This window comes from Rhodoplanes sp. SY1, assembly GCF_046000175.1.
Classification (GTDB): domain Bacteria; phylum Pseudomonadota; class Alphaproteobacteria; order Rhizobiales; family Xanthobacteraceae; genus Rhodoplanes.
The window spans coordinates 53729-74429 of sequence record NZ_JBEOMB010000045.1; the positions used below are offsets into that span (position 1 = coordinate 53729).

Consider the following 20701-nt stretch of genomic DNA (forward strand, 5'->3'; position numbering starts at 1 on the left):
GCGTCCGGCACGCTCGAGAGACAAACGTCGGAGCGCCGAGAAGGTTCGCTTGCATCGCAACAAAGACGGGGCGTCCGGTGTATCCCGTCGCCCCGTCTCGTAAAACGTGCTTTGGTTATCTGCGCGTCAGACCACGGCGCGATCCGAGGGGGCCGCGGGCGTCTCCGCCGACCGCGCGGTCGGCTCCGCGGCCGTGGCAGTGGCCGTCGGGTGCTCGTGGTGGTGCTCCTGCTCGGAGCCGGTGACGCCGGCCGGCAGCTGCAGCACCGTGGCCATCTGGCCCTCGCACAGCCGTGTCAGCAGGACGACCTGGCCGCTCGGGAACTCGAGCGCATCGTGGTGCTCGTACGGGTTGTCCATGTTGATCTGCCGGAAACGGGCGACGCGCTCGCGCAGCTTGCGGCTCGGGAAGAAGCCGAGCGCGTGATCGCACTCGACGTCATGGTCGAAGGCGAGCTCGGTGCCCGGGAGGATGCAGACCGCCACGTTCGGCACGCCCGCCTCGGAGAACCCGCGCGTGATCGAGTTGTTGAACTTGGTGGTCACCAGGGTGTCGCCGACCTTCGCGGCACGAGTCGCGACGTGTTGCAGGCTGTAGTCGCACATCGGGGGTCTCTCCTTTCGAGCTGACGGGGCGGCCTCTCGGCGTCGGCCCCGCATGGTCCGCACGACGGACCCGGATGCGGACCCTCTCGCGGGTGCGCATCGAAGGCGCCGTCGCGCGGCGCTGTCGGCCGGCTGTCCGGACGGGGCCGGATCAACCCTCCTGCAAACGAAAGCAGAGTTCCGGGGCGCCGTTCCCGGCGCAAAAAAATATCACGAGCTTATTCTGGGTTAATGAAGGCGAGTTTTACTTGGCTATCCAATGTTGTCGCGCGTCCGCTCTCGTTCTCGTGATCGGTTGGCGCGGTCTTCTCAAGAAACCGACGCGGCGGAGACACGGTTCCGCCGCGCCTCGTTTAGTCGCTCCGCCGACACATCATGGTGAACACCACGCCTGAATGGTGGGCAGCCGCCGCGAGCCGTGTTCTGCTCGGCTCTCGGAAGGCGAGCCTGGCGCGTGCCGCACCCCCGCCGCGCCCCCGCTCCTCTGACGGCTGCGTGCTCGACGGCTGGGTGCTCGACGGCGCGTGCGGCCGGGTGGCGCAGCCGGCCGGCCGGGAACCGGGCTCGTCGCCGCCTCGTTCCCATCGCGGGGTGCTCCCGTCGTGGCCGAGGGGTGAAGCAGACCGACATGGCCTCAGGCGCCGCCGCTAACCCGCGCTTCGTCGATCGCAAGCCGCACGAGCTGCTCTGGCGGCGGCTGTCGCGGCTCGCCGTCCTGTCGGATGCGGTCCTGTCGGACCAGGAGCGCTCGATGATCCGGCAGACCTGTGCGGCGCCGGGCGAGGTTCCGGCCGGGGCGGCGCTCTACGTCGAGGGTGAGCCGTTGCGCAAGCCCGGCGCGCTGCTCGCCGGCTGGGCCTGCCGGCTGCGTTTGCTGCCGGATGGGCGACGCCAGATCTTCGACTTCCTCCTGCCGGGCGACCTGTTCGGCCATGCGCTCGGCCCCGAGCCGTTCGCCACCACCTCGGCCGTCACCCTGACGACCGTGTCGATTGCGGGCACCGGCTGCCTGTGGGAGATGGGGCGCGAGCCGGACCGTTTCCCCGGTCTGGTCCGCGCCCTGGCGGCGGCGCATGCCCGCCAGCAGGCGTTGCTGCTCGACCATGTGGTCCGGCTCGGCCGCCAGACCGCCCAGGAGCGGGTCGCCCACCTGCTGCTCGAGCTCGGCCATCGGCTCGACGAGATCGGATTTCGACTGGGGTCGTTCGTTCCGCTGCCCCTGACCCAGGAGGTGATGGCGGACGCGCTCGGCCTGTCGGTCGTCCACGTCAATCGCACCCTGCAGCAACTCAAGCGCGAGCGCCTGATCGAGACCAAGGCGGCGTCGGTCCGGCTGATCGATCCGGTGGCGCTCGCGACGATCGCCGATTTTCGCCTGCCGCCCGGCCGTCCGCCGGCCGCGTGATCCGCTCGGGCGCGCGAGCAGCCCGGAAATGCGGGACTCTGCGGACGCGCCGAAGAGTCGCTTGCCCGCCCCGGGCCGTCCCCCTACGATCCGCGCCAATTCTCAACGGGCGGAAATAATTCCCAGGAGGAGTGGCCCATGCATTTCGACGACCGTCGCCGGCCGAGCCGGCGTGATGTCCTGGCCGGTGCGGCGGCCGGCGCGACCGTGCTGGCGGCGCCGGCGATCGTGCGGGCCCAGGCGAAGACCATCAAGGTCGCCGTGGTGCTGCCGCGTTCGGGCCTGTTCGCGGCCGCCGGCCAGTCCTGCCATCGCGGCGCCGTGGTCGCGCCCAAGGTGCTGGCCGATCTCGGCTACGCGGTCGAGCTGATCAATGTCGACTTCGAGTCCAATGTCGACGTGGCGCGCACCCAGACCGAGCGGGCGATCGCCGAGGGCGCTCAGGCCGTGGTCGGCGCCTTCGAGTCCGGCGCGACGCTGGCGATGGCGCAGGTCTGCGAGCAGCGCAAGGTGCCGCTGATCATCAATATCGCCTCGGTGCCGCAGCTCACCGAGCAGGGCTACCAATACCTGGTCCGCAACTTCCTCACCAACGCCCAGCTCGTCGGCAACGGGCTCAAGCTGGTGAAGGATTTGATGGCGGCCACCAACGTCCAGTTCAAGAACGCCGTCTTCGTCCATGCCAACGACACCTTCGGCACCGCCCAGCGGGCCGCCATGGACAAGCTGTTCCCGGCCGCCGAGATGCCGTTCCCGTTGGTCGAGTCGATCGCTTACGACCCGAAGGCGCAGGATCTCGCCGTCGAGGTGACGAAGATCCGCGCCGTCGCGCCCGAGCTGGTGCTCGTCACCACCCGCTCGTCGGACGCCATCAAGCTGGTGCGCGACATGGTGCGCCAGCGCTTCGAGCCGAAGGCCATCATCTCGCCCGGCTCGCCCGGCCTCTACGACGAGGAGTTCTACCAGGCGCTCGGCCCGCTGGCCGACTTCCACATCTTCAATCTGCCCTGGGCCAACACCAAGTCGCCGGTGACGCAGGCGCTGGCCGCGGCCTACCGGACTGCGCATCCCTCGAACCGCTTCGAGGTCGACTGCTTCAACGCCGGCTTCACGTTCGAGGCGATCATGATCGCCGCCGACGCCTTCAAGCGCGCCGGCACGGCCGACGGCCCGACCCTGATGAAGGCCGTCAAGGAGACCAAGATCACCGAGCATGTGATGACGGGCGGCCCGATCGCCTTCGACGAGAAGGGCCAGAACAACAACATCCAGGCCTCGGTGGTGCAGAACCGCAAGCGCACCCCGACCGTGGTGCTGCCGCCCGACGTGGCGGACGCCGCCCCGGTGCTGCCGATGCCGCCCTGGCAGGGCCGCTCCTGATCGCCGCCCGCGCCGCCCCGCGACGGCCGCGCCGCCTTCGCGCCCCGACGCCGGACCTGAAGGCCGGGACGTCGGGGCGGGCGCCGGCCAGGGGGCAGCCGGGCTGCCGGAACGGAGGTTGCGCAGGGTCGCCGACCTGAGGTAACTCGTCGGTCACATTTTTCCCGCACCTGTCCGGGGCGGCGGCCCGATGGCCTCCGCCCGGGGAGGTGCATTCACGTCGATACCCATCCGATGCTCGCGATCTGGCTCAACGTCGTCGTCCAGGGAATCCTGACGGGCCTGCTCTACGGCCTGATGGCGCTCGGCCTGTCGGTCATTTTCGGGGTGGTGCGGCTCGTCAACTTCGCGCACGGCGAGTTCGCCGTCGTCGCCATGTACGCGGCCTTCGTGCTGTTCCGCGCCTTCGGGGTCGACCCGCTGGTGTCGATGGTGCCGATCGCGCTCGCCTTCTTCGTCATCGGCTTCGCGCTCCAGCGCACGCTGATCAACGCCTTCGTCGGACGGCCCGACCACGAGCAGTTCATCCTGCTGGTCGGCCTCGCGATCGTGCTCGTCAACGCGGTGCTGATCGTGTTCGGGCCGGACGCCCAGCCGGCCAATCTGCCCTACGCCTTCGACAGCTACATGATCGGCCCGCTGTTCATCGACAAGGTGCGGGTCTACGCGGCCGTGGCGGCGCTCGCCGTCTGCGCGGCGCTGTTCGGCTTCTTCCGCTTCACCCGCACCGGCACGGCGATCCGGGCCTGCGCCGACAATCTGGTCGGTGCCGCCGTGATCGGGCTCGACGTGCGCAAGCTCTACGCCATCACGTTCGGCATCGGGCTCGCCTGCGTGGGCGCCGCCGGCGCCCTGATGATCATGATCTCCGACGCGGTGCCGAGCCTCGGCCCGGCCTACACGCTGCTCGCCTTCACGATCGTCATCATCGGCGGTCTCGGCTCGATGGCGGGCGCGCTGGTGGCGGGCCTCTTGATCGGCGTCTCCGAGGCGCTCGCCGGCTTCCTCATCGCCCCGTCGATGAAGAGCATGTTCTCCTTCGCCCTCCTGGTCGCCGTGCTGGTGCTGCGGCCGCAGGGCCTGCTCGGAAAGAAGCCGGCATGATCTCGCTGTGGCGCGACATGAACGGGCGCGGGCGGGTGGCGATCGTGCTCGCCTTCCTGGTGCTGCTGTTCGCCCCCGTGGCGGCGACCCGTTATCTGCTCTCCGTCCTCACCCTGATCCTGTACTTCGTCTATGTCGGCCAGGCCTGGAACCTGATGATGGGCTACGCCGGCCAGCTCTCGCTCGGCCACGCCCTCTATGTCGGGCTCGGCGGCTACATCTCGGCCGCCCTGTGGGTGAATTTCGGCATCGGGCCGTGGCTCGGCGTGGTGCCGTCCGTCGCGATCGCGGCGATGTTCGGCGCGGCGATCGGCTGGCTCGGCTTCCGCTTCGGCATCGAGGGCGTCTACTTCGCGCTCCTCACCATCGCGTTCGCCGAGTTCACCCGCATCGGCTTCGATCACATCGGCTTCGTCGGCGGGGCCGGCGGCCTGTTCATCCCCTACGAGGAGAGCCGGCTCGGCGAGTGGTGGAATCTGCGCGGCGGACAGGTGTTCTTCTACTATCTCGCCTTCGCCATGGCGGTGCTCGCCGTGCTGCTGACGGCGCTGCTCGCGCGCTCGCGGCTCGGCTACCAGTGGCTCGCCATCCGCGAGGACGAGATGGCGGCGCGCGCGCTCGGCATCGACGTGTTCCGCGCCAAGATGAAGGCGGTGCTGATCTCCTCCTCGATGACGGCGGTCGGCGGCGTGTTCTACGCCTTCTACTACAACAGCCTGTTCCCGGCGCAGCTGTTCGACATGAGCCGCTCGATCGAGCTGATCCTCGGGCCCATCGTCGGCGGCACCGGCACGGTGTTCGGGCCGGTGATCGGCGCCTTCGTGCTCACCCCGCTCGGCGAGATCCTGATCGCCGTGACCGAGAAGGCCGGCATCAACGCGCCCGGCGCCAAGGCGATCTTCTTCGGCCTGATCCTGATGGTGATCATCTATCTGGTGCCGACCGGGGTGTGGCCGTGGCTGTCGCAGAAGCTCGGCTTCGCGAGGCGCCGCTCGTGACCGCGCTCCTCTCCGTCGTCGACGTCGGCAAGCGATTCCGCGGCCTGATCGCGGTCGACCGCGTCTCGTTCGAGGTTCAGGCGGGCGAGATCTTCGCCGTGATCGGCCCGAACGGCGCCGGCAAGACGACGCTGTTCAACATGATCGCCGGCGTGTTGCCGCCGAACGAGGGCACCATCACGTTCCAGGGCGAGCGCATCTCGGGCCGCACGCCGGACGCGGTGTGCCGCCTCGGCGTCGCCCGCACGTTCCAGATCGTGCGTCCGTTCCCGGCCCTCACGGTCGAGGACAACGTGGTGATCGGCGCGCTCCTCCACCGCACCGACATGGCGGCGGCGCGCGCCCATGCCCGCGACGTGCTCGCCACCCTCGACCTGTTCGAGAAGCGCGAGTTTCGCGCCTCGGCGCTGACGCTGCCGGACCGCAAGCGCCTGGAGCTCGCCCGCGCGCTCGCCACCGATCCGAAGCTGCTGCTGCTCGACGAGGTGATGGCCGGCTTGCGGCCGACCGAGACCGACCGGATGGTCGAGATCCTGCGCGGCGTCAACCGCGACATGGGCGTCACCATCCTGCTCATCGAGCACGTGATGCGGGCCGTGATGGCGCTCGCCGGCCACATGCTGGTGCTGCACCACGGTGCTCCGATCGCCCGCGGCCGGCCCGAGGAGGTGGTGCGCGACGAGAAGGTGATCACGTCCTATCTCGGCCAGGAGACGATCTGATGCTCCAGGTCCGCGATCTCGACGTGTTCTACGGCGACGCCCAGGCGCTCGACCGCGTCTCCTTCGAGGTGCCCGAGGGCAGCATCGTCGCCATCGTCGGCGCCAACGGCGCCGGCAAGACGTCGCTGATCCGCACCATCGCCGGGATGATCCGGCCGGGGCACGGCAGCATCACGTATCGGGGCGAGGAGATCGCCGGGCTGCCGAGCCACCGCGTCTGCAATCTCGGCATCGGCCAGGTGGCGGAGGGGCGCCAGGTGTTCCCGACCCTGACGGTCGGCGAGAACCTGGACATGGGCGCGCTGCTGCCGCGGGCGCGCGACAAGCGCGACGCCGAGCTCGCCCGCGTGTTCCAGATGTTTCCGATCCTCGAGGAGCGGCTGAAGCAGACCGCCGGCACGCTCTCCGGCGGCGAGCAGCAGATGCTGGCGATCGGCCGCTGCCTGATGGGCCAGCCCGACCTCGTGATGTTCGACGAGCCCTCACTCGGCCTCGCGCCGGCGATCGTCCACGAGGTGCTGCGCACCATCCGGGATCTCAACGCGGCCGGCCTCACCTGCGTGCTGGTCGAGCAGAACGTCGCGCTGTCGTTAAAACTCGCCGACCGCGCCTATGTGCTCGAGAATGGCCGCATCACGCTGTCCGGAACCGGCGAGGAACTCTTGGCCGACGACCGCGTGCGGCAAGCCTATCTCGGCATGTGATCCCGCCGGGCGGGCGCGCATGGCGGGCGCGCTCCGCGTCGCCCTGCTCCCGCGAGGGGAGCGGGCGAGACGGCGGCGGCCGCGCGTCGCTGCGGCGGCGCCTCACACGCCGGCGACCACCGGGCGGATCACCAGGTTGTCGTTGACGGCCTTGACGCCCGGGGTCGCCTCGATGGCGACGCGCAGCGCCTGCTTCTCGGCGAGCGAGTCGACCACGCCCCAGGCGTCGACGACGCCGTCCGTCACCGTCACGTTGACCAGGTTCGGCGACAGCCACGGCTCGGACTCGAGCCGTGCCGTGATGGCGGTGCGCAGCTCGGCGTCGGTGACCGGGTTGGCCGGCGTCTGCCGGCGCAAGGTGGCGAGCGCGTGCAGGAGATTGGCCCGGCTGACGATGCCGACCAGCCGGCCGTCCTTCACGATCGGCACGCGCTTGATGCGGTGGCGCTCCAGGAGGCTCGCGATCTCGGCGACCGGGGTGTCGGGCGTCGCGGTGACGAGCTCGCGCGTCATCACGTCGGCGACCCGACGGGCGTGCTCCTTGACGAACTCGGCCGCCAGCCCCTCGCGGCCCATCAGCAGCTTCAGCCACCACGAGCGCTCGTGGCCGGTGCCGGCCTCGGCCCGGCGCACGAGGTCGCCCTCGCTGACGATGCCGACCGGGCGTCCGGCCGGATCGACCACCGGGACGCCACTGATCCTGTTCTCCAGCAGGATCGCGGCGACGTCCGCAACGGCCGTGTCCGGGGTCACGGTGACGAGCGTGGTTGTCATGATGTCGGAGGCCTTCATGGCGGCGGACTCCTCTTGTGCATGCTTCTTGCCGGACCCGGTCGGGGCGACATGTCCCGGCCGCCCGGGAAAGCCATCGTGAAAGCATCGACCGGCCGGCGCGGCCCGCATTGACGCGGCGCAAGTCTTTTCGGGTCGATGCGGGAGGAGGAGGGGGCGGAAGGATCGCGTCACGCCGCACACTGTCGTGTGCCCCGGACAAGACGTGTCGGGCCACAGGCCCGATGCGCCGCAGAGCCGAGCCCAGGGGCCGCACGACGGGCGCCGCGACGAGTGGCGCGGCGAACCGCCTCGTCTGATCGCCCCTGGGTCCCGGTTCGCGGCGCGTCGCGCCGCGCTCGGGACACGAGTCCTCGCCCCAAGGCTGGGAGCGGAGCCGGACGGCCACGCGGCCGCCGTGCTCACCCGATCACGACGTTGCCGCTCACGACTCCACCCTTACGACCGCACCTTCACGTAGGTGCCGGGCGCGTCCTCGATGGCCGGGAACCCGGCCGTGCCGGGCACACGGGCCGGGACCTCGCTCGGGTCGAAGTGCCGGATCCAGTCGAGCCAGTGCGGCCACCACGAGCCAGGGTGCTCGGTCGCCCGCTTGATCCACGCCTCGACATTGTCGCCGGCCGGACGGTCGCCGGTCCAGTACTGGTACTTCTTGCCGGCCGGCGGGTTGATGATGCCGGCGATGTGGCCGGAGCCGGCGCACACGAACTCGACCTCGCCGCCGAACATCTTGGCGCCGATATAGACGGACTCGGCCGGCGCGATGTGATCCTCGCGGGCCGCCACCGTGTAGATCGGCACCAGGATCTTCTTCAGGTCGAGCGCGACGCCTTCGATCTCCATCCGGCCCTGGCTCAGATTGTTCTCCAGGTAGCAGTTGCGCAGATAGTAGGAGTGGTTGGCGGCCGGCATCCGGGTCGAGTCGGAGTTCCAGTAGAGGAGGTCGAACGGGAACGGCTGCTCGCCCTTGAGGTAGTTGGAGATGATGTAGGGCCAGACCAGGTCGTTGGAGCGCAGGAAGTTGAAGATCATCGACATCTTCCCGCCTTCCAGATAGCCGTGCTCCGACATCTGGCGCTCGATCGCCTCGATCTGGGTCTCGTCCGAGGTGAACAGCTTGAGGTCGCCGCCCTTCTCGAAGTCGACCTGGGCCGTGAACATGGTGGCCGAGCGGATGCGCTCCGCCGTGCTGGCCGCCGACAGATAGGCCATGGCGACCGACAGCATGGTGCCGCCGACGCAGTAGCCGAGGGTGTGGGCGGAGGGCGCGCCGGTGATCTTCAGCACCACGTCGAGCGCCTCCAGCGGCCCCTGGCGCATGTAGTCGGCGAAGGTCTTCTGGGCGAGGTGCTCGTCCGGGTTCACCCAGGAGATGGTGAACACCGTCACGCCGTTGTCGACCGCGTACTTGATGAACGACTTCTCGGGATTGAGGTCGAGAATGTAGTACTTGTTGATCCACGGCGGGACGATCAGCAGCGGCGTCTTCAGCACCGTCGCGGTCGTCGGCGTGTACTGGATGAGCTGCATCAGCTCGTTCTGGTAAACGACCTTGCCGGGCGTGATCGCGAGATTGCGGCCGACCTCGAACTGCGAGTTGTCGGACTGCCGGATCTTCAGCTCGCCGTGGCCGGCCTCGATGTCCTCGGCCAGCATCGTCATGCCGCGCACGAGATTGTCGGCGTTGGAGCGCAGCGTGAGGCGCAGGAGCTCCGGATTGGTGAAGACGAAGTTCGACGGCGAGATCGCGTTGAGCACCTGCTTCATGTAGAAGTCCGCCTTGCGGCGGGTCAGCGGGTCGAGCCCCTCGGCGTCCTCCACGATGTGGTTGGCGACCCGGCTGGTGAGCAGATAGGCCTGCTTGAGGAAGTCGAAATACGTGTTGGTCGTCCACTCCGGATGGGAGAAGCGACGGTCGCGCGGATCGGGCGCCGCGATCGGCGGCGAGGTCTCGCCGGCGAGCCGCCGCATCGTCGTCGCCCACAGATCCAGATAGGCGTGGCCGATCGAGGTCTGCAGGTCGATGGTGCGCGTCGCGTCGCGCATCCAGTACTCCATCACCTTGCCGAACGTGGTGACGATGTCGACCACCTGCTGGGGCGGCTCGTCGTGGATCTTGCCTTCCTCGCGCGGCTTCATGTAGGCGGCGATCGCCCGGCCGCCCTGCTCCATGATGCGGGCGACGTTGGTGGCGAGCTTCTCGATGTCGACCGTGCTCGGTCCGACGTCGGGCTGCGGCTTCGCCTTCGCCTTGGGCTTCTCGGCCTTCGGCTCCGGCTTCGGCTCCGCCGTCGAGGCCGGCTTCGTCTCGGTGCCCAGCGCCTGGGCGGCGGCCGGGGTCGGCGCGGCGGGCGTCTCGATCCGGGGCGCCGGGGCGGGCTCCGGCGGCATCTCGGTGCGGGCCGCGGTGACGGTCGTCGCGATCGCGAGGGCCTCGACAACGGGGGCCGCGGTGGGCGTCGCCTCGGGCAGGGGCGGGGGGGCGCCGGCGGCGTCGGCCGCGGCGGCGATCTCGGCCGGCGAGGTGCCGGGCGCCGCATGTGGCGGCTCGGCCTTCTCGAACCCCTCCGGCGGGGTGGCGTCGGCGGTCGGGACGGCGGTCAGCGCGTCGGGCGACGTGTCATGGCCGTTGCCGCGGTGGGACGGTGTCGGGCCGGGACCGGCCTCCGGCAGCGGCGGGGTGTCGTAGCTCAGCGGCGGCAGGCCGTCCTCGGCGGCGATCAAGGCCCCCTCGACGAGCGCCTCGCCGGAGCTGCCCTCCGCCGCGATGTCCGCCGCCTGGGTGTCCGCCGGCTCGGCGATCGCCTGGGCGACCGGCTCGGCCCCGTTCCCCTCGACATGCAGCGGGGCGACCTCCGGCTCGTCCGTGTCCGGCGTCATCGGCCTCTCCTGGGCGGTATCCATCGGGTAGGGCTCCTTGGTTTGGACATATTATGCCGGTACCGCAGCCGTCAGCCCAGCGTTTCATCCGACAGTTTAGATGTTGGTCACTTCGCGCCATGTCTAGAAGCGTATCGCGGCGCCCACGTGACCTTTGGGCGGATCGGCTCCCGGGGCGGCTGCCCACCCTGGCGGTTCTCGCCGCCGTGGCCGTCTCCGTCGCGGGGTGCTCCTCCATCCTGTCGGACATGCCGCAGCAGATCGGCGGGCTGCCGAGCGACGCCCCGGCGCGTTCGGCCGCGCCGCCGAGCTATCCGGCCGTGAACGACATGGCCGAGGCCCGCGCCGAGCGCACCCTCACCGAGGCGGAGCGCAAGAAGGTGCAGGCCGACCTCGACGCCGCCCGCGCCGCCGCCGCCAAGCGCGCCGGGACAGCCGCCCAGACGCAGGAGCGCTGACCCGAGGCGCTGACCCGAGGCGCTGACTCGGCCCCGCACCGGAATTCCCGTCCGGTTCGGCTCCCCACCTTTACTGATCCGGCGATCGTCGTGTTAAAAGCCCCGCACGCGCCGGTCAGGCACCGATCTCGCAGCGGAGCTTTCGACATCATGGAAGAATTTCATCGGATTCGCCGTCTCCCGCCCTACGTTTTCGAGCAGGTGAACCGCGCCAAGGCCGCCGCGCGCAACGCCGGCGCCGACATCATCGATCTCGGCATGGGCAATCCCGACCTCCCGGCGCCGGCCCACGTGGTCGAGAAGCTGAAGGAGACGGCGGGCAAGTTCCGCACCGACCGCTACTCCGCCTCGAAGGGAATCGCCGGGCTGCGCCGCGCCCAGGCGGCGTATTACGGCCGCCGCTTCGGCGTGAAGCTCAATCCCGACACCCAGGTGGTGGCGACGCTCGGCTCGAAGGAAGGCTTCGCCAACATGGCGCAGGCCATCACGGCGCCGGGTGACGTCGTGCTGGTGCCGAATCCGAGCTATCCGATCCACGCCTTCGGCTTCCTGATGGCGGGCGGCGTCATCCGCTCGGTGCCGTGCAATCCGGGGCCGGAGCTGTTCCACGCGCTCGAGCGCGCCTGCGCCCACTCGATCCCGAAGCCGACCGCGCTGGTCGTCTGCTACCCGTCGAACCCGACCGCCGAGGTCGCCGATCTCGACTTCTACAAGGACGTCGTCGCCTTCGCGAAGAAGCACGACCTCATCGTGCTGTCCGACCTCGCCTATGCCGAGGTCTATTTCGACGACAACCCGCCGCCCTCGATGCTGCAGGTGCCGGGCGCCTTCGACGTCGCGGTCGAGTTCACCTCGATGTCGAAGACCTTCTCGATGCCGGGCTGGCGCATGGGCTTCGCGGTCGGCAACGAGCGGCTGATCGCGGCGCTGGCGCGGGTGAAGTCCTATCTCGACTACGGCGCCTTCACGCCCGTGCAGGTCGCCGCCACGGCGGCGCTGAACGGCCCGGAGGACTGCATCCGCGAGATGCGCGAGACCTACAAGCGCCGCCGCGACGTGCTGGTCGAGAGCTTCGGCCGGGCCGGCTGGGACGTGCCGCCGCCGCGCGCCTCGATGTTCGCCTGGTGCCCGATCCCCAAGCCGTTCGACACGCTGGGCTCGATCGAGTTCGCCACCATGCTGGTCGAGAAGGCCGAGGTGGCGGTGGCGCCGGGCGTCGGCTTCGGCGAGCACGGCGACGGTTTCGTTCGCATTGCGTTAGTCGAGAACGAACAGCGGATCCGTCAGGCGGCGCGCAACTTGCGGCGGTTTCTTGAAACCGGCCCCGAAAAGCTGCACAACGTCGTTCCCCTCGCTCAGTCGCGCTGAGCCGCGATTCTCCCGCTCGACAGGTCGTTCTCGAAATGGTTGCGCCGCTCAAAGTCGGTCTCGCGGGCCTCGGCACCGTCGGTGGCTCGGTCGCTCGCCTGCTGCAGAAGCAGGAGTCGAACGCGCCGGAGTCCAACGTGCTGGCGACGCGGTGCGGTCGTCCGGTCAAGCTCGTCGCGGTCTCGGCCAAGGCCGAGGCCGAGATGCACGCCCTCGGCATCCCGGGCCTGCGCTTCGTCCCGAGCCCGGCGGCGCTCGCCGCCGACCCGGAGATCGACGCCTTCGTCGAGCTGATGGGCGGCGCCGGTGACCCGGCGAAGTCGGCAATCGAGGCGGCCCTGTCGGCCGGCAAGCCGGTCGTCACCGCCAACAAGGCGCTGATCGCCCGCCACGGCGTGGCGCTCGCCACGCTGGCCGAGAAGCACGGCGTCGCGCTCAATTTCGAGGCGGCGGTCGGCGGTGCCATTCCGGTGGTCAAGACGCTGCGGGAAGGCTTCGCCGGCAACTCGTTCGAGCGCGTCTACGGCATCCTCAACGGCACCTGCAACTACATCCTGTCGCGCATGGAGAGCGAGAAGCTCTCCTTCGCCGACTGTCTCCGCGAGGCGCAGCGGCTGGGTTATGCCGAGGCCGACCCGACCTTCGATGTCGAGGGCTTCGACACGGCCCAGAAGATCGCCATCCTGGCGAGTCTCGCCTTCGGCGTGCAGGTCGATCCCGACGCGGTCTTCGTCGAGGGCATCTCGTCGATCACGCCCGAGGATCTCGAGGCGGCGGCCGAGCTCGGCTACCGCATCAAGCTGCTCGGCGTCGCGGTGCGCACCGAGCAGGGCATCGAGCAGCGCGTCCACCCCACCATGGTGCGGCTCGATTCGCCGCTCGCCCAGGTGATGGGCGTCACCAATGCCGTGACGGTCGATCCGGCCGGCTTCCCGCCCATCACCCTGGTGGGACCGGGCGCCGGTGGGGCGGCGACCGCCTCGGCCGTGGTGGCCGATCTCGCCGACATCGCCCGCGGGCTGCGCGCCGCGCCCTTCGGCCGCCCGACCGAGGCGCTGACCGGCAGCCGTCGCGCTCCGATGCAGCGCCACGAGGGCGGCTACTACATCCGGCTCGCCGCCGTCGACCGGCCCGGCACCTTCGCGACCATCGCCAAGCATCTGGCGGACGAGCATATCTCGCTCGAATCGATCGTCCAGCGCCGGCGCAACGGCGAGCCGCATGGCGGCTCCAGCCCGGACAGCGCCCAGACCCCCGCGCCGGTCATCCTGGTGACCTATGCCACGACCGAGGACGCCGTGCGCAAAGCGTTGAGCGAGATCAAGAACAGGGGTGTGATCGCGGGTAACCCTCAGGTCATCCGCATCGAGAAGAACTGACCGGAGAGACCCTGCGCTCCGGTCGCTTTGAAAGGATTCGACGTGAGCATGAGCGAGGTCGTCAAAAGCGATCGGAACCTGATCGCCGCCACCCGCCAGCGCGAAACTCTCGACCGCGTGCTCTCGATCGAGATCGTCCGAGTGACCGAGCGGGCCGCCGTGGCGGCCGCCCAGTGGCGCGGCCGCGGCAACGAGAAGGCCGCCGACCAGGCCGCCGTCGACGCCATGCGGCGCGAGCTGAACCGCCTGCCCATCTCCGGCACCGTGGTGATCGGCGAGGGCGAGCGCGACGAGGCGCCGATGCTGTTCATCGGCGAGCATGTCGGCAACGGCAAGGGCCCGAAGGTCGACATCGCCGTCGACCCGCTGGAAGGCACGACGCTGTGCGCCAAGTCGATGCCGGGCGCGATCGCCACCATGGCGATGGCGGAGGGTGGCTCGCTCCTCAACGCCCCCGACGTCTACATGGACAAGATCGCCATCGGTCCGGGCTACTCCAAGAACGTCGTCGATCTCGACGCCCCGCCCGAGCAGAACATCCGCTCGCTCGCCATGGCCAAGGGGGTCAAGCCGGACGAGATCACGGCCCTGATCCTCGACCGCCCGCGCCACGCCGATCTGATCGCCGCGGTGCGGCGCACCGGCGCCTCGGTGCAGCTGATCTCCGACGGCGACGTCGCCGGCGTGATCCACACGGCGGACCCCGAGACCACCGGGGTCGACATCTATCTCGGCATCGGCGGCGCGCCGGAAGGCGTGCTGGCCGCCGCCGCGCTGTCCTGCATCGGCGGCCAGTTCCAGGGCCGGCTGATCCTCGACAACGAGGAGAAGCGCGAGCGCTCGCGCCGCATGGGCATCAAGGATCCGAAGAAGAAGTATCAGCTCGAGGATCTGGTCACCGGCGACTGCGTGTTCGCGGCCACCGGCATCGTGTCCGGCTCGCTGCTGCGCGGCGTGCGCTTCCGCCCCGGCATCATCGAGACCGAGACCGTGGTGATGCGCTCCACCACCGGCACGGTGCGCTGGATCCGCGCCGAGCATCGCCACTTCCAGAAGTTCCAGATGGGGTGAGGCTGGCTTCCGCCGCGTTCGCTCGCGCTGCGCCTCATGGTGAGGAGCGCCCGAAGGGCGCGTCTCGAACCATGTGGCCCCGCGGCGGTCCAGCAGGGGCCGCGTCCTTCGAGACGCGGACCTTCGGTCCGCTCCTCAGGACGAGGGGAGGACAGGGCGCGCGCGACGCCGGACCGGCCACGGGCGCCGCCGCATGACTCCCTTCCTCGGCGTGGAAAAATCCGCCACCGGGCGCGTGTGGCGTGACCGGCTGGACGAGCGCGCCGCCCAGCGGGCGGTCGCCATCGTGCAGCGGCACGGCACGCCGGAGCTCTTGGCGCGCGTTCTCGCGGGGCGGGGCGTCGAGCCGGACGACGTGCCGGCGCATCTCGACCCGACCATCCGCCGGCTGATGCCCGACCCGGCCGTGCTGACCGACATGGAGGCTGCCGCCGCGCGCCTCGCCGACGCGGTGGAGCGCGGCGAGCGCGTCACCGTGTTCGGCGACTACGACGTCGACGGCGCGACGGCGAGCGCCCTGATGACGCTGGTGCTGCGCCAGTGCGGCCTCGATCCCGACATCTACATCCCCGACCGCATCTTCGAAGGCTACGGCCCGAACGTCGAGGCGATCCGCCAGATCGCCGCGCGAAAGACCACGCTGATCGTCGCGGTCGACTGCGGCACGTCCAGCTTCGAGCCGTTCGAGGAGGCGAAGAGGCTCGGCGTCGACGTGGTGGTGGTTGACCATCACATGGCGGACGAGACGCTGCCGCCGGCGGTCGCGCTGGTGAATCCCAACCGCCAGGACGACCTCTCCAAGCTCGGGCATCTGTGCGCGGTCGGGCTGGTGTTCATGACCGTGGTGGCGCTGGTGCGCGAGCTGCGCCGCCGCGGTTTTTGGAGCGAGCTGCGCCCGCAGCCCGATTTGCTCGAATATGTGGACATCGTCGCGCTCGGCACCGTCGCCGACGTGGTGCCGCTCGTCGGTCTCAACCGCGCCTTCGTCGCCAAGGGTCTGATCGGCATGAGGCGGCGCGAGCGCGTCGGCCTCACGGCGCTGATGGACGTGGCGCGCCTCAATGGTCCGCCGGAGGCGTGGCATCTCGGCTTCCTGCTCGGTCCGCGGATCAACGCGGGCGGGCGGATCGGCCGGGCCGATCTCGGCGCCCGGCTGCTCACCCTCGACGATCCGGTCGAGGCGCAGACCATCGCGGCCGAGCTCGACCGGCTCAACCGCGAGCGCCAGGTGATCGAGCAGTCCGCGGTCGCCGAAGCCGAGGCGGAGGCGATGGCGGCGCTGGGGCTCGAGGAGAAGGGGGCCGTCGTGGTGACGGCGGCGGCCGGCTGGCATCCGGGCGTCGTCGGGCTGGTCGCGGCGCGCCTGAAGGAGCGGTTCGGCCGCCCGGCCTTCGCCATCGCCATGGAGCCGGGCGAGACCGGCACCGGCTCGGGCCGCTCGATCCCGGGCGTCGATCTCGGTCGCGCCGTCAAGCAGGCGCTGCACGAGGGGCTGCTGGTGAAGGGCGGCGGCCACGCCATGGCGGCCGGCGTGACGTTGAAAAAATCCGCGCTCGGCGCCTTCCGGGCGTTTCTGGAGGAGACGCTGGCGGCGGCCGTCGAGGTCGCACGACGTGATCATTCGCTGAAGATCGACGGCGCCGTCTCGGCCGCCGCCGTGACGCCGGAGCTGTGCCGCACGCTGGCCCAGGCCGGACCCTACGGTTCCGGCAATCCGGAGCCGGTGATGGCGCTGCCGTCCCACACGGTCGCCTATGCGGACGAGGTCGGGCAGGCGCATGTGAAGGTGCGGCTCAAGGGCGGTGACGGCGCCTTCGTCGAGGCGATCGCGTTCCGCTCCGCCGGCCAGCCGCTCGGTCGCGCGTTGTTGGAGAGCCGCGGGCGGCGCGTGCATGTCGCCGGCTGCCTCGCGGTCGACCGCTGGCAGGGCGCCGAGCGTGCGCAGCTCCGCATCCTCGATGTCGCCGCAAGCGAGCCGACCGGGCTGCGCTGAACGGCGCGTCCAATCCTCATCATCTTGCTGTCGTGGCGCATCCGTCGTCGCGCAGCGCGCATCGTGGACCCATTGCCGGGCCGAGGCGTTGGCCCCTTGCAACGCGCCGCGGCGCAAGTCGCCGCGGACCGACAAGGAGGCACCGCATGACCGCCAAGCCGCCGCCCGTTCCCACCGAGAACCAGAGCCCGCACGGCACCGGCGACCAGAACGCGCCGGACGTGTCCGCCGGCACGCCGAGCAAGACCCGGCAGCTCGCCGACAAGAACGTCGACCAGCAGGGCCGCCAGGGCAACAGCACGATCAACACGACGCACCAGGGCTATCAGCAGGATCGGTGAGCGACGCCCGCACGGAACGCATCAGTCGGAGGTGAGAACGATGGCCAATGCCAGCAGGAAGCACATGGGCGTCGGAAGCCAAGGCAAGGGCGACGGCTCGGGCGCGACGACCGACGTCGACAAGGACGTGCTGCCCGACAACATGGTGCTGTCCAACCGCGACAAGGCGCTCCATTCGGAGGAGCGCGGCCGCGACGGAAAGCACCTGCAGACCGAGCAGTTCCAGGATCACAACACCGACCGGCTCGACGACGTGTAGCGCGGCCGGTGTCGACGAACTGGATATCTGCAGCGCTTCCGTCCTCCATGAAGAGGTCGCGATCTCCGCTCGTCCCCGCGAAGGCGGGGACCCAGGGGCGACACGGCAGAGAAGCTCTGGATCCCCGCTGACGCGGGGATGAGCGGAGTGTGGGGCGACTTCAGCGGAAAATGCTGTGATAAAAAAGGCCCGGGCGAGAACCCGGGCCTTTTCATGTCGAGCGGTGCGTTGCCGCGGCGCGCCGGAGCGGCGTGACGCTCAGGCGGCCCGAATGTTGGACAGGAACTTGCCCACCTCGGCCTTCAACCGGTTGCTCTCGCCGGACAGCGACTGGGCCGAGGAGAGCACCTGCGACGACGCGGAGCCGGTCTCGGTGGCGCCGCGGTCGACCTCGCCGATATTGCTCGCCACCTCGGTGGTGCCGGCCGCCGCCTGCTGGACGTTGCGGGCGATCTCCTGCGTGGCCGCCCCCTGCTGCTCGATCGCCGCGGCGATCGAGGCGGAGATCTCGGCGATGCGGCCGATGGTGCCGCCGATCTCCTTGATGGCCACGACCGAGTCCTGGGTCGCCGCCTGCATCCCGGTGATCTGCGCCGAGATGTCGCCGGTCGCCTTGCCGGTCTGGGCCGCGAGCGCCTTCACCTCCTGGGCGACGACGGCGAACCCCTTGCCGGCCTCGCCGGCCCGGGCCGCCTCGATGGTCGCATTGAGCGCGAGCAGGTTGGTCTGCTCGGCGATCGCCGTGATCAGCTTGACGACGTCGCCGATGCGCCCGGCGGCCTGCGACAGCTCGTTGATGCGGCCGTCGGTCTTCTCGGCCTGCCGCACGGCCTCGTTGGCGATGCGGCTCGACTCCTGCACCTGACGGCTGATCTCGTGGACCGACGAGGCCATCTCGTTGGTGGCGGAGGCGACCGACTGGACGTTGGTCGAGGCGAGCTCGGAGGCCGACGCGACCCTGGTGGAGAGCCGCTGCGTCGTCTCGGCCGTGCGGGTGAGCGTGCCGGCGGCGCGCTCCAGCTCGCCGGAGGCCGACGACACCGTGTCGACGATCTCGCCCACCGCGGCCTCGAACCCGTCGGCGAGGCTGCGCATCTCGCCACGCCGCTGCGCCTCGGCCTTGGCCTGGTCGTCGGCGCGCTGCGCGATCATGCGCTGCAGGTCGTCGCGCATCCGGCGCAGCGTCGCGGCCAGCGTGCCGACCTCGTCGGCCTGCTCGACGTCGAGGTGCCGGCCGAAGTCGCCGGCCGCGATGCCCTCGGCGAAGGTCACGCTCTTGCGGATCGGCGACGAGATGCTGCGCGCCGCGACCCACATCAGCGCGATGGCGCCGAGCGCGACGACGAGGCCGACGATGATCTGCCAGAAGGTCGTGGTGGTGGCGCGGGCATGCAGCGCGTCGGTGAGCGTGCGGGCGTCGGCCAGCACCACGTCCTGCGGCACCTGGATCAGCACCGACCACGGCTTGCCGGTGCGGCCCATGGTGATCGGGGCGAAGGCGCGCAGCAGCTTGGTCTGCGGGTCCAGCTCGACCGACTCCTCGCCCTTCTTGATGTAGGCGAGGTCAGCCTGCGCGTTCTTGTTGAAGGTCGACATCGGCTGGCCGATCAGGTCGGCACGGCCCGAATGCGCGACGATCAGGCCCTCGTCGCTGAGGATCACGGCCTCGCTCTTGCCCCCGTAGAGCTCGCGGCTCAGCTCGGTGGCGAGCTTCTGGACGAAGTCGAGATTGAAGTCGGTGCCGGCGAGGCCGCGGAACTTGCCGTCGATCATCACCGGGACCGACAGGGTGGCGAGATAGACGCTCTTGCCCTGCACGATGTAGGGCAGCGGGCCGAGCACGCTCTCCTTGGCGCCCTCCTGCAGGCTGATGTACCAGCCGCCCTTCATCACGCCGTTGGGATGGCGGTCGCGGCTGTCGTACTCGACCAGCGGCTGGATGGCGATCTTGCCGTCCTGGGCGCGGGTCCAGTACGGCAGGAACCGGCCGGTGGCGTCGGAGCCGGCCTCGCGCTTGTTCTTGAACTCGCCGTCGCGTCCGTCGAGCGCGCCCGGCTCCCATGCCGAATAGGTGCCGTTGAGCTGCGGGTTCTGCTTCAGCACGTCCAGCAGAATGCGGTTGAGCTGGTCGCGCCGCATGTCGTTCGGCGTCGCCTCGGTCCCCTTGGAGGCGAGCACGCCGAAGCTCTCGGCCATGGTCCGGGCCGCCACCAGCGCCACCGTGAACTCGCGCTGCACGGCGCGAGCCTCGCGCGCCGCGAGATACTGCAGCGTCTCGCGGCTGTTGCGCTCCAGCAGCGAGGAGACGTTCTGGTCGACGAACTGGTTATTCCAGGACGAGGAGAGCACGCCGTAGCCGACCAGCACGCCGGCCGTGCCGACCAGGCAGACGCCGGCCAGCGAGGCGATCTTCGCCTGAATCGATTTGGCGATGAACGATGGGAGCTTCATGAGCAGAGCCTCGACGTCGATGTGCTGTTGCCTGCGGCCGGCGACACTCGAGACGGATGCCTTGACGGGGGGCAAGAACCGAGGCGACGCAGGGGTATGCCGAGGCCGTGATCTGACGAGAATTGCCGAAAATACGATAAGAAATTCTTCCAATGTTCCGTCGTTTGTTGGGGGAACAGCTCGGCATAAATACGTATTCAATTATTACTATACAGCGTTTGAATGACCGCCAAAGCCCCGCAGCGTAATACTTTTCGGATGGCAGAAAGTCGGCCGCGTTCCAGCGTGGCGGCCTTGCCAATAAAAAGCCCGGGCCGTTCTGGCCCGGGCTCGAGGGTGAGTTTAACGGCGGCTTTCTGCCGCTCTGTTCTGGGCTCGAAGCCGAGCCAGACGGACCACGCCGGTGGGGCGGCTACGCGGCCCGGATCGTGTTCAGGAACTTGCCGACCTCGAGCTTGAGACGGTTGCTCTCGCCCGACAGCTGCTGCGCCGAGGAGAGAACCTGCGAGGAGGCCGAGCCGGTCTCGGCGGCACCGCGGTCGACCTCCCCGATATTGGTCGCGACCTCGGTGGTGCCGCTCGCGGCCTGCTGGACGTTACGGGCGATCTCGGAGGTCGCCGCGCCCTGTTCCTCGACGGCCGCCGCGATCGTATTGGTGATCTCGGCGATGCGGCCGATGGTGCCGCCGATCTCCTTGATGGCCGACACGGAGTCCTGGGTCGCGGCCTGCATGGAGGTGATCTGGCTGGAGATCTCGCCCGTCGCCTTGCCGGTCTGGGCGGCCAGCGC

The 20701-nt window shown here is 69.8% G+C and carries 17 protein-coding genes and 1 pseudogene; 13 read left to right on the forward strand and 5 right to left on the reverse strand.

What is annotated here, in order from left to right; all coding sequences use genetic code 11:
* Positions 1-126: 126 nt before the first annotated feature.
* The gene (locus ABTU92_RS12945) at positions 127-606 is read right to left on the reverse strand and encodes a hypothetical protein (protein ID WP_408091209.1); all 480 of its coding nucleotides are present in this window, start codon (positions 604-606) and stop codon (positions 127-129) included.
* 628 nt (positions 607-1234) lie between these two features.
* Between ABTU92_RS12945 and ABTU92_RS12950 the strand changes: the two genes are divergently transcribed.
* The 6 genes from ABTU92_RS12950 (at position 1235) to ABTU92_RS12975 (ending at position 6919) form a co-directional block, all read left to right on the forward strand.
* Positions 1235-2011 (forward strand): Crp/Fnr family transcriptional regulator, encoded by a 777-nt coding sequence (locus ABTU92_RS12950; protein ID WP_408091211.1) that lies wholly within the window; start codon positions 1235-1237, stop codon positions 2009-2011.
* Between the two features lie 138 nt (positions 2012-2149).
* Positions 2150-3391 (forward strand): ABC transporter substrate-binding protein, encoded by a 1242-nt coding sequence (locus ABTU92_RS12955; protein WP_408091213.1) that lies wholly within the window; start codon positions 2150-2152, stop codon positions 3389-3391.
* A 234-nt stretch (positions 3392-3625) separates the two neighbouring features.
* On the forward strand, positions 3626-4495 hold the full coding sequence (locus ABTU92_RS12960) for a branched-chain amino acid ABC transporter permease (protein WP_408091215.1): 870 nt from the start codon (positions 3626-3628) through the stop codon (positions 4493-4495).
* Positions 4492-5493: a branched-chain amino acid ABC transporter permease gene (locus ABTU92_RS12965; RefSeq protein ID WP_408091217.1), complete on the forward strand. Its 1002-nt coding sequence runs from the start codon at positions 4492-4494 to the stop codon at positions 5491-5493. The genes ABTU92_RS12960 and ABTU92_RS12965 overlap by 4 nt, the downstream gene beginning before the upstream one ends.
* Entirely contained in the window at positions 5490-6215 is a 726-nt protein-coding gene (locus ABTU92_RS12970; RefSeq protein WP_408091219.1) for an ABC transporter ATP-binding protein, read from the forward strand. The genes ABTU92_RS12965 and ABTU92_RS12970 overlap by 4 nt, the downstream gene beginning before the upstream one ends.
* A complete protein-coding gene (locus tag ABTU92_RS12975; RefSeq protein WP_408091221.1) occupies positions 6215-6919 on the forward strand; it encodes an ABC transporter ATP-binding protein in 705 nt (234 codons plus the stop codon). The genes ABTU92_RS12970 and ABTU92_RS12975 overlap by 1 nt, the downstream gene beginning before the upstream one ends.
* 102 nt (positions 6920-7021) lie before the next feature.
* On the opposite strand, the gene ABTU92_RS12980 is transcribed toward ABTU92_RS12975, so the two are convergent.
* Positions 7022-7711, reverse strand: coding sequence for a CBS domain-containing protein (locus ABTU92_RS12980; RefSeq protein ID WP_408091223.1), 690 nt, complete (start codon positions 7709-7711; stop codon positions 7022-7024).
* Between the two features lie 438 nt (positions 7712-8149).
* Positions 8150-10102, reverse strand: coding sequence for a class I poly(R)-hydroxyalkanoic acid synthase (gene phaC, locus ABTU92_RS12985; protein WP_408091245.1), 1953 nt, complete (start codon positions 10100-10102; stop codon positions 8150-8152).
* 695 nt (positions 10103-10797) lie between these two features.
* On the opposite strand from phaC, the gene ABTU92_RS12990 reads away from it, so the two are divergent.
* The 7 genes from ABTU92_RS12990 (at position 10798) to ABTU92_RS13020 (ending at position 17460) form a co-directional block, all read left to right on the forward strand.
* Positions 10798-11049, forward strand: coding sequence for a hypothetical protein (locus ABTU92_RS12990; protein WP_408091225.1), 252 nt, complete (start codon positions 10798-10800; stop codon positions 11047-11049).
* Between the two features lie 150 nt (positions 11050-11199).
* Positions 11200-12417 carry an LL-diaminopimelate aminotransferase gene (locus ABTU92_RS12995; RefSeq protein ID WP_408091227.1) on the forward strand — a complete coding sequence of 406 codons (1218 nt, stop codon included), beginning with the start codon at positions 11200-11202 and terminating at the stop codon, positions 12415-12417.
* 35 nt (positions 12418-12452) lie between these two features.
* Positions 12453-13796, forward strand: coding sequence for a homoserine dehydrogenase (locus ABTU92_RS13000; RefSeq protein WP_408091229.1), 1344 nt, complete (start codon positions 12453-12455; stop codon positions 13794-13796).
* 48 nt (positions 13797-13844) lie between these two features.
* Positions 13845-14867: a class II fructose-bisphosphatase gene (glpX, locus tag ABTU92_RS13005; protein ID WP_408091231.1), complete on the forward strand. Its 1023-nt coding sequence runs from the start codon at positions 13845-13847 to the stop codon at positions 14865-14867.
* Between the two features lie 193 nt (positions 14868-15060).
* Complete coding sequence (gene recJ / locus ABTU92_RS13010) at positions 15061-16860, forward strand: single-stranded-DNA-specific exonuclease RecJ (protein ID WP_408091233.1); 1800 nt, start codon at positions 15061-15063, stop codon at positions 16858-16860.
* 146 nt (positions 16861-17006) lie between these two features.
* Entirely contained in the window at positions 17007-17201 is a 195-nt protein-coding gene (locus ABTU92_RS13015; protein ID WP_408091235.1) for a hypothetical protein, read from the forward strand.
* A gap of 40 nt (positions 17202-17241) precedes the next feature.
* A complete protein-coding gene (locus tag ABTU92_RS13020) occupies positions 17242-17460 on the forward strand; it encodes a hypothetical protein (protein WP_408091237.1) in 219 nt (72 codons plus the stop codon).
* A gap of 258 nt (positions 17461-17718) precedes the next feature.
* Here ABTU92_RS13020 and ABTU92_RS13025 read toward each other — a convergent pair whose 3' ends face one another.
* Positions 17719-19911, reverse strand: a complete 2193-nt coding sequence (locus ABTU92_RS13025; RefSeq protein ID WP_408091239.1) for a methyl-accepting chemotaxis protein — start codon at positions 19909-19911, stop codon at positions 17719-17721.
* Between the two features lie 412 nt (positions 19912-20323).
* A pseudogene (locus ABTU92_RS13030) lies at positions 20324-20701 on the reverse strand (hypothetical protein); the annotation flags it as partial.

Excerpts from the sequence above, each read along its gene's own strand:
- ABTU92_RS12960 (WP_408091215.1), top strand. The coding sequence starts at position 3,626 with ATGCTCGCGATCTGGCTCAACGTCGTCGTCCAGGGAATCCTGACGGGC.
- ABTU92_RS12965 (WP_408091217.1), top strand. The coding sequence starts at position 4,492 with ATGATCTCGCTGTGGCGCGACATGAACGGGCGCGGGCGGGTGGCGATC.
- ABTU92_RS13000 (WP_408091229.1), top strand. The coding sequence starts at position 12,453 with ATGGTTGCGCCGCTCAAAGTCGGTCTCGCGGGCCTCGGCACCGTCGGT.
- ABTU92_RS12950 (WP_408091211.1), top strand. The coding sequence starts at position 1,235 with ATGGCCTCAGGCGCCGCCGCTAACCCGCGCTTCGTCGATCGCAAGCCG.
- ABTU92_RS12955 (WP_408091213.1), top strand. The coding sequence starts at position 2,150 with ATGCATTTCGACGACCGTCGCCGGCCGAGCCGGCGTGATGTCCTGGCC.
- ABTU92_RS12945 (WP_408091209.1), bottom strand. The coding sequence starts at position 606 with ATGTGCGACTACAGCCTGCAACACGTCGCGACTCGTGCCGCGAAGGTC.
- glpX (WP_408091231.1), top strand. The coding sequence starts at position 13,845 with ATGAGCGAGGTCGTCAAAAGCGATCGGAACCTGATCGCCGCCACCCGC.
- phaC (WP_408091245.1), bottom strand. The coding sequence starts at position 10,102 with ATGCCGCCGGAGCCCGCCCCGGCGCCCCGGATCGAGACGCCCGCCGCG.
- ABTU92_RS12995 (WP_408091227.1), top strand. The coding sequence starts at position 11,200 with ATGGAAGAATTTCATCGGATTCGCCGTCTCCCGCCCTACGTTTTCGAG.
- ABTU92_RS13020 (WP_408091237.1), top strand. The coding sequence starts at position 17,242 with ATGGCCAATGCCAGCAGGAAGCACATGGGCGTCGGAAGCCAAGGCAAG.
- ABTU92_RS13015 (WP_408091235.1), top strand. The coding sequence starts at position 17,007 with ATGACCGCCAAGCCGCCGCCCGTTCCCACCGAGAACCAGAGCCCGCAC.
- recJ (WP_408091233.1), top strand. The coding sequence starts at position 15,061 with ATGACTCCCTTCCTCGGCGTGGAAAAATCCGCCACCGGGCGCGTGTGG.
- ABTU92_RS12975 (WP_408091221.1), top strand. The coding sequence starts at position 6,215 with ATGCTCCAGGTCCGCGATCTCGACGTGTTCTACGGCGACGCCCAGGCG.
- ABTU92_RS12980 (WP_408091223.1), bottom strand. The coding sequence starts at position 7,711 with ATGAAGGCCTCCGACATCATGACAACCACGCTCGTCACCGTGACCCCG.
- ABTU92_RS13025 (WP_408091239.1), bottom strand. The coding sequence starts at position 19,911 with ATGAAGCTCCCATCGTTCATCGCCAAATCGATTCAGGCGAAGATCGCC.